The sequence below is a fragment of the Mesobacillus jeotgali genome (assembly GCF_900166585.1).
In the GTDB taxonomy this organism is placed as follows: Bacteria; Bacillota; Bacilli; order Bacillales; family Cytobacillaceae; genus Mesobacillus; species Mesobacillus jeotgali_A.
Genome location: NZ_FVZC01000007.1, coordinates 366,614 through 382,359, shown reverse-complemented (window position 1 = coordinate 382,359; position 15,746 = coordinate 366,614). Strand labels below are relative to the sequence as shown.

The 15,746-nt window shown below is 42.9% G+C and carries 17 protein-coding genes; 11 read left to right on the top strand and 6 right to left on the bottom strand.

The window, feature by feature from the left end; all coding sequences use genetic code 11:
* The first annotated feature begins 177 nt into the window (after positions 1-177).
* The 4 genes from B5X77_RS03350 to B5X77_RS03335 all read left to right on the top strand — a co-directional run bounded on the left by B5X77_RS03350 (position 178) and on the right by B5X77_RS03335 (position 4,212).
* On the top strand, positions 178-540 hold the full coding sequence (locus tag B5X77_RS03350) for a hypothetical protein (protein ID WP_079505085.1): 363 nt from the start codon (positions 178-180) through the stop codon (positions 538-540).
* A complete protein-coding gene (locus B5X77_RS03345) occupies positions 540-2,105 on the top strand; it encodes a sodium/solute symporter (protein ID WP_257391704.1) in 1,566 nt (521 codons plus the stop codon). The genes B5X77_RS03350 and B5X77_RS03345 overlap by 1 nt, the downstream gene beginning before the upstream one ends.
* 104 nt (positions 2,106-2,209) lie before the next feature.
* Positions 2,210-2,674 carry a hypothetical protein gene (locus tag B5X77_RS03340; protein ID WP_079505081.1) on the top strand — a complete coding sequence of 155 codons (465 nt, stop codon included), beginning with the start codon at positions 2,210-2,212 and terminating at the stop codon, positions 2,672-2,674.
* Positions 2,675-2,982: 308 nt separating this feature from the next.
* Positions 2,983-4,212 (top strand): DUF438 domain-containing protein, encoded by a 1,230-nt coding sequence (locus B5X77_RS03335; RefSeq protein ID WP_079505079.1) that lies wholly within the window; start codon positions 2,983-2,985, stop codon positions 4,210-4,212.
* Positions 4,213-4,249: 37 nt separating this feature from the next.
* Here the strand turns inward: B5X77_RS03335 and B5X77_RS03330 are convergent, their stop codons facing one another.
* Positions 4,250-5,497 carry an MFS transporter gene (locus B5X77_RS03330; RefSeq protein WP_079505077.1) on the bottom strand — a complete coding sequence of 416 codons (1,248 nt, stop codon included), beginning with the start codon at positions 5,495-5,497 and terminating at the stop codon, positions 4,250-4,252.
* A 436-nt stretch (positions 5,498-5,933) separates the two neighbouring features.
* Here B5X77_RS03330 and B5X77_RS03325 point away from each other — a divergent pair, with 436 nt between their 5' ends.
* The 5 genes from B5X77_RS03325 to B5X77_RS23965 all read left to right on the top strand — a co-directional run bounded on the left by B5X77_RS03325 (position 5,934) and on the right by B5X77_RS23965 (position 8,169).
* A complete protein-coding gene (locus B5X77_RS03325) occupies positions 5,934-6,431 on the top strand; it encodes a DUF2269 family protein (protein WP_079505075.1) in 498 nt (165 codons plus the stop codon).
* Positions 6,432-6,495: 64 nt separating this feature from the next.
* Positions 6,496-6,864 carry a PH domain-containing protein gene (locus B5X77_RS03320; protein ID WP_079505073.1) on the top strand — a complete coding sequence of 123 codons (369 nt, stop codon included), beginning with the start codon at positions 6,496-6,498 and terminating at the stop codon, positions 6,862-6,864.
* Positions 6,865-7,421: 557 nt separating this feature from the next.
* Positions 7,422-7,637, top strand: coding sequence for a DUF1659 domain-containing protein (locus B5X77_RS03315; RefSeq protein ID WP_079505071.1), 216 nt, complete (start codon positions 7,422-7,424; stop codon positions 7,635-7,637).
* 36 nt (positions 7,638-7,673) lie between these two features.
* On the top strand, positions 7,674-7,892 hold the full coding sequence (locus tag B5X77_RS03310; protein WP_079505069.1) for a DUF2922 domain-containing protein: 219 nt from the start codon (positions 7,674-7,676) through the stop codon (positions 7,890-7,892).
* 67 nt (positions 7,893-7,959) lie between these two features.
* Complete coding sequence (locus B5X77_RS23965) at positions 7,960-8,169, top strand: YvrJ family protein (protein ID WP_079505067.1); 210 nt, start codon at positions 7,960-7,962, stop codon at positions 8,167-8,169.
* Between the two features lie 314 nt (positions 8,170-8,483).
* Here B5X77_RS23965 and B5X77_RS03300 read toward each other — a convergent pair whose 3' ends face one another.
* From B5X77_RS03300 to B5X77_RS03290, 3 genes are all read right to left on the bottom strand, one after another.
* Positions 8,484-8,942, bottom strand: coding sequence for a hypothetical protein (locus tag B5X77_RS03300; protein ID WP_079505065.1), 459 nt, complete (start codon positions 8,940-8,942; stop codon positions 8,484-8,486).
* Between the two features lie 136 nt (positions 8,943-9,078).
* Entirely contained in the window at positions 9,079-9,405 is a 327-nt protein-coding gene (locus B5X77_RS03295) for a hypothetical protein (protein ID WP_079505063.1), read from the bottom strand.
* 256 nt (positions 9,406-9,661) lie between these two features.
* Positions 9,662-10,825, bottom strand: a complete 1,164-nt coding sequence (locus tag B5X77_RS03290; protein WP_176167218.1) for an FAD-dependent monooxygenase — start codon at positions 10,823-10,825, stop codon at positions 9,662-9,664.
* 1,143 nt (positions 10,826-11,968) lie between these two features.
* Between B5X77_RS03290 and cspC the strand changes: the two genes are divergently transcribed.
* Positions 11,969-12,169 (top strand): cold shock protein CspC, encoded by a 201-nt coding sequence (cspC, locus tag B5X77_RS03285; protein WP_010331195.1) that lies wholly within the window; start codon positions 11,969-11,971, stop codon positions 12,167-12,169.
* A gap of 439 nt (positions 12,170-12,608) precedes the next feature.
* Here cspC and B5X77_RS03280 read toward each other — a convergent pair whose 3' ends face one another.
* Complete coding sequence (locus B5X77_RS03280) at positions 12,609-13,436, bottom strand: TrmB family transcriptional regulator (RefSeq protein WP_079505059.1); 828 nt, start codon at positions 13,434-13,436, stop codon at positions 12,609-12,611.
* 140 nt (positions 13,437-13,576) lie between these two features.
* Here B5X77_RS03280 and B5X77_RS03275 point away from each other — a divergent pair, with 140 nt between their 5' ends.
* Positions 13,577-14,206, top strand: coding sequence for a homoserine/threonine efflux transporter (locus B5X77_RS03275; RefSeq protein WP_079505057.1), 630 nt, complete (start codon positions 13,577-13,579; stop codon positions 14,204-14,206).
* A 178-nt stretch (positions 14,207-14,384) separates the two neighbouring features.
* Here the strand turns inward: B5X77_RS03275 and ftsZ are convergent, their stop codons facing one another.
* Positions 14,385-15,629: a cell division protein FtsZ gene (gene ftsZ / locus B5X77_RS03270; RefSeq protein WP_079505055.1), complete on the bottom strand. Its 1,245-nt coding sequence runs from the start codon at positions 15,627-15,629 to the stop codon at positions 14,385-14,387.
* Positions 15,630-15,746: the final 117 nt, after the last annotated feature.

Here is a 15,746-nt window from a genome sequence, read left to right as displayed (position 1 = left end):
TATCCATTTTAACGAATAAAAATTTAATTATATTAAATATTTGTATATTTCTGATAATTTATTGTAAGGCATTGGACAATTCTCTGTCGTAAAATCAATTTAATCATATCATGGCTTGCCTAAAGGAGGGAAATGATTACAGGCGGCAGCCAAAATATTTTCTAGGGGGAATTTTATTTGGCAGGGGAGTATCGGGAGTATAATTATGTAGCGGCTGATACAATTGACGTTAAAGATTTAAAGCCGCTTGATCCGGAAACAAAGAAAATCATGAAAAGTGAATTCAGTACTGGCATTAAACTAACGCTCTTTTATTATGTTTTTATCCTATCCATTCCTATTTTGAACTGGTATGCAGGAGATTTCATGTTCTCCCGTATGTGGGGCGGCATGACTTACAGCTGGTTCTTGACCAGTATCGTCGCGATGGCGATGGCATTTATCATTGCATTTATCCATACGAACTTATATGAAAAGCGTCTGAAAAAACAGCAAGCACAGCAATCCACATCTTCTGCTGATGGAAGGAGGATTGGCTGATGTCAACTTTCCTTGAACCCAAATTCCTGTTGACCCTGATCCTGATGGGAACCATTGTCTACATTACTTACCTGACAAAAAGAAGCGCGACTGCTTCAGACTACTTCGTCGGCGGACGCAGCTTCGGCTGGTTTACGAACGGCTCCGCGATTGGCGGCGACTATCTGAGTGCAGCCACCTTCCTTGGAATTGCCGGCCTTACCTATCAGCTAGGCTACGATGGCGCGTATTATGCATTCTGCTTCTCCATCGGTCTGACATTGCTCGCAATTTTCGTCGCTGGACCGCTTCGCCGCTTTGGCGCTTATACTGTCGCCGATTTTCTGGCCTATCGCTTCCACAGCCGCCGTGCACGTCTTGCAGCAGTGGCTGTTGTACTGGCGATATCCGGCTTTTATGCAGCCCCTCAGCTGCTTGGTGCCGCGCAGATCCTGAGCATGTTCTTTGGGACTAGCTACGAATTCGGAATCATCTTTACCTGCTCCGTGATGATTTTTTATGTAGGAATCGGAGGCATGAAGGGAACCACACTTAACCAGGCGCTTGAATTATGGATTCGCCTTGGCGCGTTCCTCCTTATGGTCGGCGCAGCCATCTGGGGCGGACTTCATTATCAAGAGATCCTGGCATCGATTAATGAGTTCAAAGGAACGATCACTGGTACAGCTGGCTTCACGACTGACGGAAAAGATATCCCGTTCGATGGTTCCGTCTGGACTGGAACTGGCAACTACTTCCCGTCCTTCTGGCAAACCATTTCGATGACAATCGGGCTTTCACTTGGAACGATCGGTCTTCCGCACATCCTTTTGCGCTTCTATACAAACCCAAGTGCGAAAGCAGCGCGCAGATCCGCTCTGATGGCCATTGGGATCGCAAGCGTGTTCTTCCTGTTCGCTGTTTACCTTGGAGTAGTTGGACGCTCAATCTTCCTGACTGGTGAAGCTGATCCGGCTGTCATGAAAGACCTGATCGCCGGCGGAAACAACATGGTGATTCCATCGACAGCACAGGCCCTTGGCGGAGAATGGCTGCTCGGCCTTGTCATCGCCGGTGCATTCGCAGCTGTCTTCTCAAATCTTTCCGGGCTATTCATCGCAAGCTCTGGAGCCCTGGCCCATGATTTGTACGCAACCTTCTTCCGGAAAAATATTACTGAAAAAGAGCGCGTCATTGCTGGTAAGGTTTCAATCATTGTCCTTGGTGTCTTGTACGGAGCGCTTGGCCTTATGGTAAAAGAAGCCTCCATCGGCCACCTGGTCGCACTCGCCTTCACGGTGGCGGCTAGCACGTTTACGCCAATCTTTATCCTTGGCATCTGGTGGAGAGGAATGACGGAAAAAGGAGCGATTGCCGGCCTTGTCATTGGCCTGGTCGCATCCATGTACATGATTTTCTTCAAGACCTCCCTGCCGGAATTCCTGCAATTCAACGTACCGGGAATCATCACAGTCCCAATCGGATTCCTGTCCGTTTATATTGTTTCAAAGCTCGACCGCAAAGTACCATCGGATGTAAACGAGTTTATGAAACAAGTGCACTCTAAAGAATCTGAAGCAGCGTAAACTTCAAAAAGAGGAGTCCGGGATTTATCCAGGGCTTCTCTTTTTTCTTCCCCTGCTATTCAATTCATATAATAATGAAGTATAAAATAATCAAGGAGTCCACGATGAAAAACGAGGTAAGAGCCTTTGCAGAGAATGTATTACAACACCTTTTTATCGAAGCCAGGGTGAAAAGCTTTATGCCAGGCACTAAAAAACTTTATTTTCATAATAATGCCTTTTCGGACGGACAGCTTTATTTGAACATAGAGTCCAGATGGTGTCTTTATCGGTCTTCATCTGAGCAGTTCCCTGCCAGCGAGTATGATATGGATGAGTATTCTGAAGCAGAAGCGTCCAAAATAATATCTGAGATTCAGAGACAAGAAGTCGCGGGGGTTGAACTTGGTAAGCACTCCCCACACCTCATCTTTACCTTCAAGAATGGTTATATACTGTTCGTAAATGGCAGCCACAACGATTATGAATGCTGGCAGGCCGGCGTATTGCCGGAGGAGGATTGGATGGTCGTTGCAGCTCCCGGTAATGAAATGGCTGTTTGGGTACCTGATGGTTATGATCCAACATAAGTTCCGTTATAAAAGCGCCTAATTCAAATTGGATTAGGCCACTTTTCTTAGTTCCTGCAACCTTCCCCCCTGCTTGTTTACTTCTCCGCTATTATATTGTCCCGCAAGGAAGTTTCTCCCCGGTCATTTAATCGTTCCTATCTTTACATTTTAGCTTGGTCCTTTACAGCTCAATTTTCCATGCTTAATTTCTCAAAAAACCCACAAAGAATGATTTGCATCACTACTTTATGTTTGGATAAGTGTTATTTTTACGATATGAAACATGATTAACTGCATCCTATATACACTCTGGGAGGAGCATGGACATGAGTGAAATAATTAATAACCGTGAGTTGAAAGCAATGGATCCTGCGAAACGCAAGGTGATTTTAAAACAGCTATTCAAAGATCTGCATGATGGTAAAAATGCCAACGAAGTTAGAGCGCACTTTGATGCTTTTATTGGAAAAATAACAATTGATGAAATTGCCGGCCTAGAGCATGTCGAGCTGGCTGAAGGTGATTTGTCTGTTGCAGAAATGCAACGTATATACTCTGCCCATTCGGCTATGTTTAGAGGAGCAATTGAAGATAACTTTTCCACGTACGGACCGGAGGAGCAGCCAGGACATCCAGTTCATACATTCGAGCTGGAAAACCGCGAGATTGAACTGCTTTTACAAAACAGGCTGCAGGTTCACCTGGAACAATTCGCGGAAGCAGACAGCCCGGAACATATAAATTACTTACTGGAAGACTGCAATCTGCTCTATGACATTGATAAGCACTACAGCCGAAAAGAGAACCTGATCTTCCCCTACCTTGAAAAGTACGGGATTTACGGCCCAACGACAAATATGTGGAGGATTGACGACTTTATCCGGGACGGGATTAAGGCCGCGAAGCAAAAACTGGCCAATTATGACGGCAATAAAAACACGGTCATCGAGGAAGTCCAGTTTGTCATCAGGGAAGTCAGCGAAATGATCTACAGGGAAGAAAATATCCTCTTCCCAATGGCGTTGCAAAATTTCACCGAGGATGAATGGGTTAAGATCGCACACGAAAGTGATGAGATTGGCTACTTTCTGACCGCTCCAACCGAGGAATGGAAGCCTGCCCGAAGACAGATCGACGCTGACGCCATCTCTGAAGGCTATATTAAAATGGAGACAGGCATCCTGTCATTAAAGCAGCTCGAACTGCTGCTGAACCATCTGCCTGTCGATATTACCTTCATTGACCAGAATGATGTGGTCCGCTATTTTTCACATGGAAAGGAACGGATCTTCGCGCGCACAAAAGCCGTGATTGGCCGTACTGTCCAAAACTGCCACCCGCCACGAAGCGTTCATGTAGTCGAGGACCTGTTGCGTGACTTCAAATCAGGCAAAAAAGACACCGAAGATTTCTGGATCAAAATCCGCGACAAATTCGTCTACATCCGTTACTTTGCCGTTCGTGACGAAGACAACCAGTACATCGGCACCCTCGAGTTCACGCAGAACATCGACCCGATCCAGGCCCTTCAGGGAGAAAAAAGGATTTTGTCTTAACAAGAAAGGAGGCCCTTAAAAAAGGACCTCCTTTCCCCTATACTCCCTTTTCAAGGCTTACCTTCGGATTCTTTTTCATCAAAGGAACCAAAACCATAATGCCAATAAAGAGCAGAATGGCTGCCGTTTCATAAATGTAGACAATAGAAAGATGTGTTTTCAGCCATCCTGCTGCTGACATGGTGATGACCATCGCCCCCATGAAGACTGGGTTAAGGATACCGTTCACGCGCCCAATGAAGGATTCTTCCGTGTTTTGTAAAATCATTGTATTGATGCCGATGTGAATGCATGGCATAAACAATCCAGAGAAAAATTGCGCCGTCAATGTCAGCCAGAATACGGTTGATAATCCCATCCCGATAAACCCTATTGCACTGGCTGCCATACCGATCGCCAGCAGCACCTGCGGCTGAACCTTCCTCGAAATCGCAACTGTGATGCCTCCACCTAGAATCATTCCTACTCCAAACGCGGCCATTAGCCATTGCAGATCTTCCTTAGGCAATCCCAGCCTTTCTGTAATCAGGAATACGCCAAGCGGCTGGGTCAATCCGATGGCGAGACCTGCTGCCGCGAAACATCCGCCCAGCAATGACAACGCCCTGCTGTTTAATACATAGCGGAATCCCGCCTTCATCTCTTCCATCAAAGTTGTTTTTGGTTTTTCTTCAGATGCTTCCTTATCTGCAGGCAGCATCAGCAAGACCGCTGCGGAGCAAATGAAGGCAACTCCCATTACGGCAACAGATGCAAGAATCCCGAAGCGCTGATAGACAAAGGTCCCAAGAACAGGTCCTAGAATCATAAAGAGCGCAAAGACGGTCTGGTACATCGACATCCCCATTTGGACAAGCTCCATCGGTACATGCTGTTTGAACAGCTTCATCCCTGACGGCTGTGAAAATTGCGACAGGATGGAAGAAACCAATGTAGCGAAGAAAATCATTTTCCAACTCCCAAAAAACAACGTCAGCAGCACCGCAAAAACAGATACCGCACTTAACAGATCACACCAGATCATCGTCTTCTTCGGCCGCCAGCGATCCGCGAACGTCCCACCTATGAACGAAAATAAGAAAATCGGCGCAAATTCAGCAACAGATATCAAAGAAACCGCAATCGGGTTTTCGTTCGTCTTTTCAATCACATACAACAGAATCGAATAATTCCGTACCCAGATCCCGATCTGCAAAAACAGCACCGACAGCAAAATTGTCCGTATTACCTGATTTTTAAACAATGCACCCAAGCCTACTTTTGGGTCATGTGTCATTTCAGACATAAAAAAGCCCCCTATTCTATACTGGATAGAGGGGCACTTCAACCACAAAAAGAACACAGAACATACCACGGTATATTCATCATTAACATTGAGTTCTCAGAAGGCAGGCCTAACCCTATCCAGAAAGATTGATGTATTCCAATTCATTCTTAAACAGGATTAGTTCATCATCGCCCCAAGTCACCCTTCCATAAAATAGTAATACCATACTACCCGAAAACAAAATCCAAATCAATACGGTAGGAAGCATGGGGCGATGTCCGAGAACGTTGTCCTTTTTTGGTATCTATCGGATACTTTTTTCTTCTACCCCCTCCCAAAAAAAAAATGAAAAATAAGTCCACAGTCGTACAGATGTTTAAGGCTGCGGAACATTATTGGATTGTCCACCTCCTTCTATAATAGGAAGCATCATAAAGCAACCTGGAGGTATGACATGAAAAAAATAGGGCCTAAGGGCTTGAGATGGTTAAAAATGATGCACGTCTTTCTGGTGGTGTTATTCTTTGGGGGGATTTTGAGCTCCGTAGCGTTAAATCTCCATATTGATTTCACTCAATATGACGAGGCCTACCTTGGCTACAAAAACATCGTCACGATCAGTGACCATATTGTCAGATGGGGTGCGATTGGAACCCTGCTGGTCGGCTTCATATATGGCTTCTTCACCAATTGGGGATTTTTCAAGCACAAATGGATTGGCGTGAAATTCCTGCTGTATATCATTCAAACAATTGTCGGGATTTTTGTAGTGGACGAGCTGATGGTCGAAAATATGGAGTTACTCGAGACACAAAAGGAAGCAGCATTAAGTAATCCTATTTTCATCCAGAATCACGAAACAAGACAAAGTGCAGTCTATTTTCAAGTTGCCGTCACCATTTTCATCTTTATTATTTCCTTTTTAAGACCCTGGAAAAAGAAAAAGATTTAGCAGGTATTCCCATTAAAATACAGAATAAAAGAAGGGAAGATACTTATTTCAGGAGGTTATCGAAATGGTCGCAACTCAAGCAATTTTAGCATGGACATTCATTTCTGAATGCCCGATACCAAACGATGTGGATGGACTCTTGGTCGAAGGCGAAAAAGCAATCGCAGCTTACAAAACCATTCGCGACAGCGCAATCTTTACCAATAAACGATTGATTGTTAGGGACGCCCAAGGCCTTACAGGAAAAAAGGTCGAAATCTACTCCCTTCCCTACTCATCCATCAATATGTGGTCCACCGAAAACGCCGGCAGTCTGTTTGATATGAACGCCGAGGTGGAACTATGGACGAGAGCAGGCCATATCAAGGTCAACCTGAAAAAAGGCGTCGACATCCGGAAGTTCGATAGGCTGATTGCCGAGGCGCTTTTATAACATCCAGAAGGCATTCCTGGTTTGAACAGGAATGCTTTTTTATGCCTGAATAAAAACAATCGAATCTTCCCTTTTATTCCGCCAGGAGGATCCTGTAGAGTCCTTCTATTGGACACTTCTTCCTTCCTCTCCACCCGGTTTGTCCGATAGAGTCCTTCTATTGGACACTTCTTCCTTCCTCTCCACCCGGTTTGTCCGATAGAGCCCCTCTATTGGACACTTCTTCCTTCCTCTCCACCCGGTTTGTCCGATAGAGCCCCTCTATTGGACACTTCTTCCTTCCTCTCCACCCGGTTTGTCCGATAGAGCCTTTCTATTGGACACTTTCTCCTTCCTCTCCACCCGGATTGTCCGATACAGCCCTTCTATTGGACACTTTTTCCTTCTTTTCCTTCCGGAGTGTCCGATAGAGCCCTTCTATCGGACACTTTCTTATTCCTCCCCTCTAGGTTTGTCCAATAGCAATCGGTCAATCTACTAAGTTCCTAAAAAGATTTTCCCACCCTGTCCTTTTCCCTTCCCCGCCTGTATATAGAAGGTGAAAGGAGGTGAGGCAAATGGCAATGGCAATGTTGAAGGATTCGAATATGAGGCTGATGTTTGAGGCTGGGCTTGATGAAAAGGGCGAGCCGATCTTCAAGGGTAAGACGTACCGTTATGTGAGAAAGGAAGCTACTCCTGACCAGGTACAGCAAGCAGCTGTGGCTCTTGGCGGGCTTAGCGCAGACTTATTAAGCTCTGTGGAGCGTAACGACAGCTTCGATATCATCTAATCTGGCATTCTACCAATTTAATAGGAGGTGAAAAACATGGCTAAAACACTTGAGTTGCAATTCGCTACTGATCTTGGCAAGTTTACCAAGCTGGCGGTTGATAACCCTAAGGAGCCCATTGATCCAGCAGCAGTCAAGCGGGCAATGGAACAAATCATTGCTTCCAACGCGTTCCTTCCAACCAATGGCACCCTGGTCGCCGTTGATAGCGCTCGTGTCATCGAACGCAATGTAACTGACTATGAGCTAATCTAATAAGCATGAGCCGGTCTAATTCATGAGACCGGCTCTTGTTTTAAATACAAGAAAGGAGGAATCGCACATGGAGCAGCTGATTCCGTTCATCAGCGAAGTTGGGTTCCCGATTGTTGTGACACTGTACTTGCTGCAGCGAATCGAAGCCAAGCTTGATGCAGTCATCCAATCAATCCAAAGCCTGCCCGTTAGATTGCAGGAAAGGTCAGACCCTGAGCCGGTTTACCCTGCCATTGCAAGCCAGGAAACCATCCGTGAGATGAACATCCAACAGTAATGAACCAATTTAAACACAAAAAATGGCGTGTGAACTGATTACAGTCCTGGCACGCCATTTTTTGTGTGTTCTCGTACAATCTTTCATAATCGAGCTTTTATGGAATATAATCTTCTACTATTACTAAGTGTCAAAAAAATATTAGTTAACTTCAATTTGTATTAAATTTGTATCAAGGTTTAGTCGTTCTTTCAATTCATCCGTAATTTTAAAGGATATCCGTTCTCCTGCTTTGACATTTGTTGCTTCATAACCTCTGGCTGTATTGACAGTACCATCTCTTCCTGTTGCAGTCCAATGAGTAGTATCAAAATTTAGTCCCCACTAATTTTTCCCTTTTCTAACCAATCAGGTTGTAAAATATCGTAACCCATACTTCTTTGTGATAATAAAATTTCCACATTCCCTGAAGAAATAGCCAATTCTCCATTCTCGGGAATGGTTTTTCCATTAATTTGTAAATCATAAATAAACTGACTTCGGGCAAACTCCAACATTTCTTCATCAGAAAAATCTTCTACTATCCTTTTAATAACATCCACTAAATATTGATTTTGCTGATTCAAGGATTCGGTTTGCGTTTGAAGTGACTCTATTTGATTTGTCAATTCTGAAATATCTTGCTCTGACTTTTCAGCATCGGTTTCAACTCCCTCTGCCGAACTTTGCTTAACATGTAAATCATCACTATTCTTGCATCCTAATAATAGGGTACTTGTTAATAAAAACAAAAGTGATAAGATAGTAACTTTCGATATTCGAATCCCCTTCATATGACCTCCCCTTTCCACTTTATGTAAATATATGATTCAACAAAACTAACAAAAATGCCTTCTTTTACAAATTGGCATCATAAGCTTAGAAAGAAATTTGCCTGGATTCACGTTTCAATATGTTAAAAAAACGATTTTAAAGTGTATCTTCTAACCATTCCTTCGCCTCTTCAATATCATATGTTTTCAACTGTAGCTTTTTTAATTCTGCTCCGTTGTCTCTGAATATCAAAATTGCGGGGGCTTTCTCTATATCGTAGTTTGGATATTTTACTTGTGCTGCCTCGAGACTAGTTAAATGCTCATATTCAATTAAGGAAACGCCGATATATTTTGTAAATGTTTCACTTATATTCTCTTCACCAGAAACAATTATCAGTGAATATGTTCCTGGTTGCTCTTCAGGAGAACAAGATGCCAAAATCATTAGCAATACGAGATATACAATGTTTAGATACCTCATAAGTTCCTCCTTTTTAGTTGGACTTTTATTAGACAAACCTGAAGTTAGTAAGTCCATCGAGTTGATTATAATCAATTACCTTGTAGCCTTTGCCTGTTTAAACTTTTGTTCCCCGTCTTTATAAACATCTTTAACAGAGTAAAATTAGGTGGATGATCTACTTTGGCTAAATAGAAGTCTCTTCCAGTCATAACGAATAATTCAAGGAACAAAGCACCGATTATAAACTTCTCCTGCCTTCATAAAAGAAAATCATTTACAGAAGTCCTTCAAGCCTCACTTCGTACAGGTATTTCAGCTGTTTTTCCATAACCCTGGCTGGAATATGCGGGAATAGTGCATCTCGAAGAGTCACAGAAACTCGGTCATTCAACTGTGCCACCATTCCAACCCGCTTTGACATTCTGGTAATTACACTGGTCCGCGCAGTTCGTTCGTGTTCATATCTTTTCAATGCCTCTTTAATTGTCGGGCTTCTTTTTAAATGACCTGCGAGGATGACTGCATCTTCAATAGACTGTCCTGCTCCTTGTCCCAGATTGGGGGTCATGGCATGGGCCGAGTCACCGAGCAAAACTATGTTCCCAAATACAAAGCGGTGGATTGGCGGCAGATCATAAATATCATGATGGAGCAATTGGTGATCAGACGTTTGTGCCAGTATGCCAGGGATCGGCTCATGGTACCCATCAAATATCTTGATCAAGTTCTGTACAGAAAAGGTTCTTAATTGAGAATCCCCGGCTTTGGCATTAACGCAGGCAAACCAATAGATCCGGTTGTCTGGCAAAGGAACCAAACCAAAGCGTCCCCTGCGGCCCCAGGTTTCTATAAAGACTTTCTGATCATAACCCTTTAAGTCGGGTCCGGCCTGAACAACCGCCCTCCAACAGGTGTATCCCGCATACCGTGGTTTTGCATTAGGCATTAGTGTTTCACGAATGGCGGAGTGAATGCCATCCGCAGCGATCAGCAAATCTCCTTCCTCCGTTGAACCGTCTTCAAACCAAACTTTCACCCCATAGGCATTTTGTTCAAAACGCCTGCAAGTCTTTCCGGTTTGGACAATTTGTGCCTGACCTAAAGCGCACATCAGCAACTCCAGAAGCTTTCCTCGCTCAATCGAAACATTGTCAAGTCCATACTTGGTGCTAATTATTGTTGTATCCGTCCGTTGAAGGATTTTCCCTGCAGATGATAAGATGCGAAGTTCATCCAAGACCTTCCCTTCCCGTACTACCTGATCGCCCACACCCAGCTGCTGCAATGCCCTGAGAGCATTCGCGCCGATTCCGAGACCTGCACCTGCGAAACGCACTTCATGCTTGCTTTCAAATACTTTCACTTCGATCCCGATTTTGCGGAGGGCAATGGCTGTGCTAAGCCCTCCGATGCCTGCGCCTATAATAATTGCTTTCATCGTATCACCGCTTTCAAGTAACATATAATCCAGCCATTTGAATTACTCTACTAGCCAAGAATTTCTATGTTGTGAAACTAGGGGGAAGAACCAAATAGTTTTGCAGCCTTATGTTGATAAACACGTACCACAATAATCGAGAACACAGGCAAAGTTATCCGCAAGCTCGCAATCATCTCTTGATACCCTAAACGCTCAATAGCCCTGACCTAATAAGCTAGGCAATAAATTAACTTCTTCTATAATTACATATGTTTTTTCAATGATTTTCATTAATCCCCCGTAACCATAAACAATTACTCATATGTATTTCCGCTCCATTCCTTATATTCGTGAAACAAAGCTATTAAGCTATGTAATGACTATTATGGAATCACTCTAAAAATAATTCGTCTTCAAATTCAATTGATTACAAGAACATTCCCTTAGTAAAATTCTTTATCTTTTTATTAGCTCAGATTTATTTTAGTTTACCTGGCGAACATTTTTCTGGTGCATAAATACAATCAACTTCTCCTATTAGTATTTCTTTTATTGCGCAACCGCCGCGGAAATTCAACTATCCTGCTCTGTAAGCATACTAAAGAATTCCACAAAAAAGGCCGTTAATCCTGCTGGATCAACGTAGCCGCGAGTGAATGATAACTGTATTTTCACAATATAAAAATTTATGATGATATGACCATTAACTCAGTATTTTCTGTACTCACTTTATGCTTGTGTTGATACTATCTCTCCTCCAAATCATCCCTATTACTAACACAACTAAAGTTAAAAAAGTGGTAAAAACTTTTCTTCTATCTGCCCTCTTACTGTTTAGTCATATGTTTTAAAAAAAGTTCCAAATATTTCATTATATCCTGCCCCGTTCGTTGATGAGGTGAAATTCAAAAAAGTATTGAACCCTCTTGTATCAATGCATTTGTTCGTTCAAGGACCATAAAGCATCCTTGCAGTTTCATATGGACCATTTATATTGTGGCGGCGATGATTTGCTTTATCTTTCGTTTCTTGTTATGATGAATAAGAATTATTTTTGTTCGGTGTAAAGGATTGTATAAGTATCAAAACTTTTCGTCTTGATGATCACTTTGGGCAAGGATAGTAATACGTTGTGCGGTAACGCACTAGGAGGCAACAAAAATGGAACAAGGTACAGTTAAATGGTTTAATGCAGAAAAAGGCTTCGGCTTCATCGAACGTGAAAATGGAGACGACGTATTCGTACACTTCTCTGCTATCCAAAGTGAGGGTTTCAAGTCTTTAGACGAAGGTCAAAAAGTAACGTTTGACGTTGAGCAAGGTGCTCGTGGAGCTCAAGCTGCTAACGTTCAAAAAGCTTAATCTTAAATCGATTTTACAAACAGGCTCTTTTTATAGAGCCTGTTTTTTTATTTCCTAAATATATTTTTCTCCATAAAAAAACCCCGCTCAAAGTTTGAGCAGGGAGATGGAACTGGTATTGTAAAAAGGTTCGTTTCCAGTATAACATACAGGGCTGATAATAAGCGGATTTTATCAAATTATATTTTTTCCATTCTCATTCTGCCTCTTTATTCAACTCACCCCAATAATGAATCCATAAAAAAAGAACAACCAGAGGACTAAATATACAAACCATTTAACAAACTGTAGATGAAAGCCGATGGAGACCCCGCTCTGATCAAAATGGCTAATATCGTCTCTTTAAAACTACCATAAACATATGACCAAAGAACTGTATCCTCTGTATACCTTTTACTTGAGAAAATGTTGTTCTTCTTATGTTATAAAAACCAGACAATTATTTTACATAGTGTTTTTTAAAATCTGGATGGATGGAAAACTTTTTGCGTAAATTCACGAGGTTTTTCCCAAAGCTTTCTTCCAATAGTTCTCTATGCTTCTCCATGATTTCCATGAGATACAAATCATGAATCACGAATTCTGTAATCGGCATGACTAAACCTACATGCATGGTCCACGCCGCTCGGCTGTCTTCGCTCAGCGAGACAATACCTGCCACGACCTCTGAGTCATCTCCACTAATAACAATCCATCGTCCGCCATACTCTTCTGTGATTTTATCCCCCATATAATGGTGATATACATTAGCAAAATCAGAGACGATCTTCCCATAAGTTATAATCGTTACGGTGACCCCTCTTTTTGCTGCATGTCTCAGTTCAGACTCTAATTCTTCAAATTCCTCTTTCCAAATCTCTAAAAGAATTCTTTTTTTGGCTGATACTATACAATCTTTCACTTTATCTAATATTTCACTTCGTCCCATTATATTCCATATATTTCCTCGATCATTTTCAGAGCGTTCGAACTCCGCTAATGATTTTTCCGCAAGTTCAAAATTCTCTTCTGCTTTCTTACGGCGATTTTTAATAAGCTCCTTTGCAGGGACAGGTGTGTATTGTGGTGTATTCCCGGGACTGACAAGAATATCTCCTCGTATGGTGAGATTCTCAAGGACTTCATATATTTTTGAACGTGGTACTCCGGAGTTTTTCGCCACGGCATAGCCGGTTAATGGTGAGTCCTCCAGTAAAGTAAGATACGCTTTTGCTTCATATTCAGTAAAATTTAAGTTTTTTAACGTTTCTAAAATGGTTTCTTTCATAAACCCTCCAACACAATATTAGACGCTACCTTAGTAACTAATATTTTATCAAAATCAGTTGATTATTTCCAAATACTTCTGATACACTTGCATAGTAGTTACTTTTGTAGTCACTATTAGAAAAGGAAGGGGGAAACAAAATGGATAGCATCCTAACCTACATATCAATTGCTGCTATGATGGTGGTTATACCCGGAGCTGATACTATGCTGCTGGTTAAAAACACTCTAAGTTATGGCCCTCGAGCAGGACGTTTTACGGTTCTCGGAATGGCAACGGGGCTTTCTTTTTGGACGCTTGTTGCTATACTTGGGTTATCTGTGGTCATTGCAAAGTCTGTAATTCTTTTTAGTACAATCAAATATATGGGAGCTGCCTACTTGATTTATTTGGGTATAAAAAGTTTTTTTGCTAAAAGTGTGTTTTCTCTAGAGGAAATGCAAGCACAAGCAAATGCAGCTGCCAATTCTCCTGCTCGCCATTATAAAGAATCCTTTATGCAAGCCTTACTTAGTAATGTTCTTAATCCTAAGACAGTTTTGGTTTATATAACTGTCATGCCTCAATTTATCAATTTGAATGGAAATGTAGATCAGCAATTGATTGTGTTAGCATCCATTCTGACTTCGCTGGCTGTATTATGGTTTCTGACCCTTGTTTATGTTATTGATTATGCAAAAAAATGGCTGCATAACTCCAAATTCCAAAAAGTATTCCAAAAATCAACTGGCTTAATTTTAGTAGGCATTGGTGTCAAAACAGGAATATGAATGTCATTTATTAATACTCCTCATTCAATTTTTACCGTTCAGACAGCTGGACGGTTTTTATTTTTTTACTCATTTTTTCAAACACGCAAATATGATGCTCATTTAAATCAACCGTTAAATTGGCAGAATTAATGGTAAAAGGCCAAATCGCAAATGATTTGGCCTTTTGTTTGTTGGTTTAACGCCTTCTGTTTCGCTTTCGCAAAAACGAGGGGATATCAAGCGAGTCGTCTGGCTGCTGAGAACCCCGTTCGTAATCGGCAGACTCTTCGTATACAGGCGGCTTGCTGTAATGGCCGGATTGGTCGTAGCTGCCGGACTGTCTGTGGTTCTGGGCTGAGCCGTAATTTCCCGAGTCTGCATGTGCGATACGCTCTCGTTTTCTCGATTGAGACTGGTATTGCTCGCGTGAATTCGCAATCATGTCTCCAGGACGTCGCGATGAATTCGATTGCTGAGTTTCCTCCACATCATGATCGAAGCCGGTCGCTATCACGGTCACCATGATTTCATTTGTCAGGTTTTCATTGATGACTGACCCAAAAATCATGTTAAGCTGGTCATCTGTTGCGGCCGCCACAATATCGGCTGCTTCCTGGACTTCATACAAACTGAGGTTCATGCCGCCCGTGATGTTCATCAGCACTCCTTTAGCGCCATTAATGCTTGTTTCCAGCAATGGCGAGGAGATGGCTTTTTTGGCAGCATCGGCCGCCCGGTTTTCGCCTGAAGCAACTCCGATGCCCATAAGCGCCGTCCCTTTGTTTGACATGATCGTTTTCACGTCAGCAAAATCCAGGTTGATCAAGCCTGGCACGGCAATCAAGTCGGAAATCCCCTGGACACCCTGCCTGAGTACATTGTCCGCCTCACGGAAGGCTTGAATCATAGGTGTTTTCTTGTCGACGATTTGCAGCAAGCGCTCGTTTGGAATGATGATTAAGGTATTAACGGCTTTCTTCATCTCTTCAATTCCGGCTGCCGCATTTTGTGCCCGCTTGCGGCCTTCAAAAGTGAACGGACGAGTCACCACTCCAATTGTAAGTGCGCCAAGTTCACGCGCAATATGGGCAATCTCCGGCGCAGCTCCAGTCCCGGTTCCGCCTCCCATTCCGGCTGTTACGAACACCATGTCCGCGCCTTCCAGGGCGTCCCTGATCTGCTTCCTGCTTTCCTCAACAGCCTTTCTGCCGATTTCAGGATTTGCGCCTGCCCCCAGGCCCCTGGTCAGCGAACCGCCGATTTGCATGGTGACCTCCGCTTTTGACATGTTAAGAGCCTGCGCATCTGTATTCACAGAAATGAACTCTACTCCCTGCACGCCATCCTCAATCATCCTGTTCACGGCATTATTTCCGCCACCGCCAACCCCAATTACTTTTATTGTGGCAAATTGATCGATATTTGTTTCAAATTCCAGCATGTATTAGTCCCCCAAATTAGCTTCTGAATATTGCCCCCTATTTATCTCTATACCTATAAAATTCTCCACTGGGTTGGAAATTCTGTCTTTTCCTGCGATTTGTTAAGCAACTGTAAT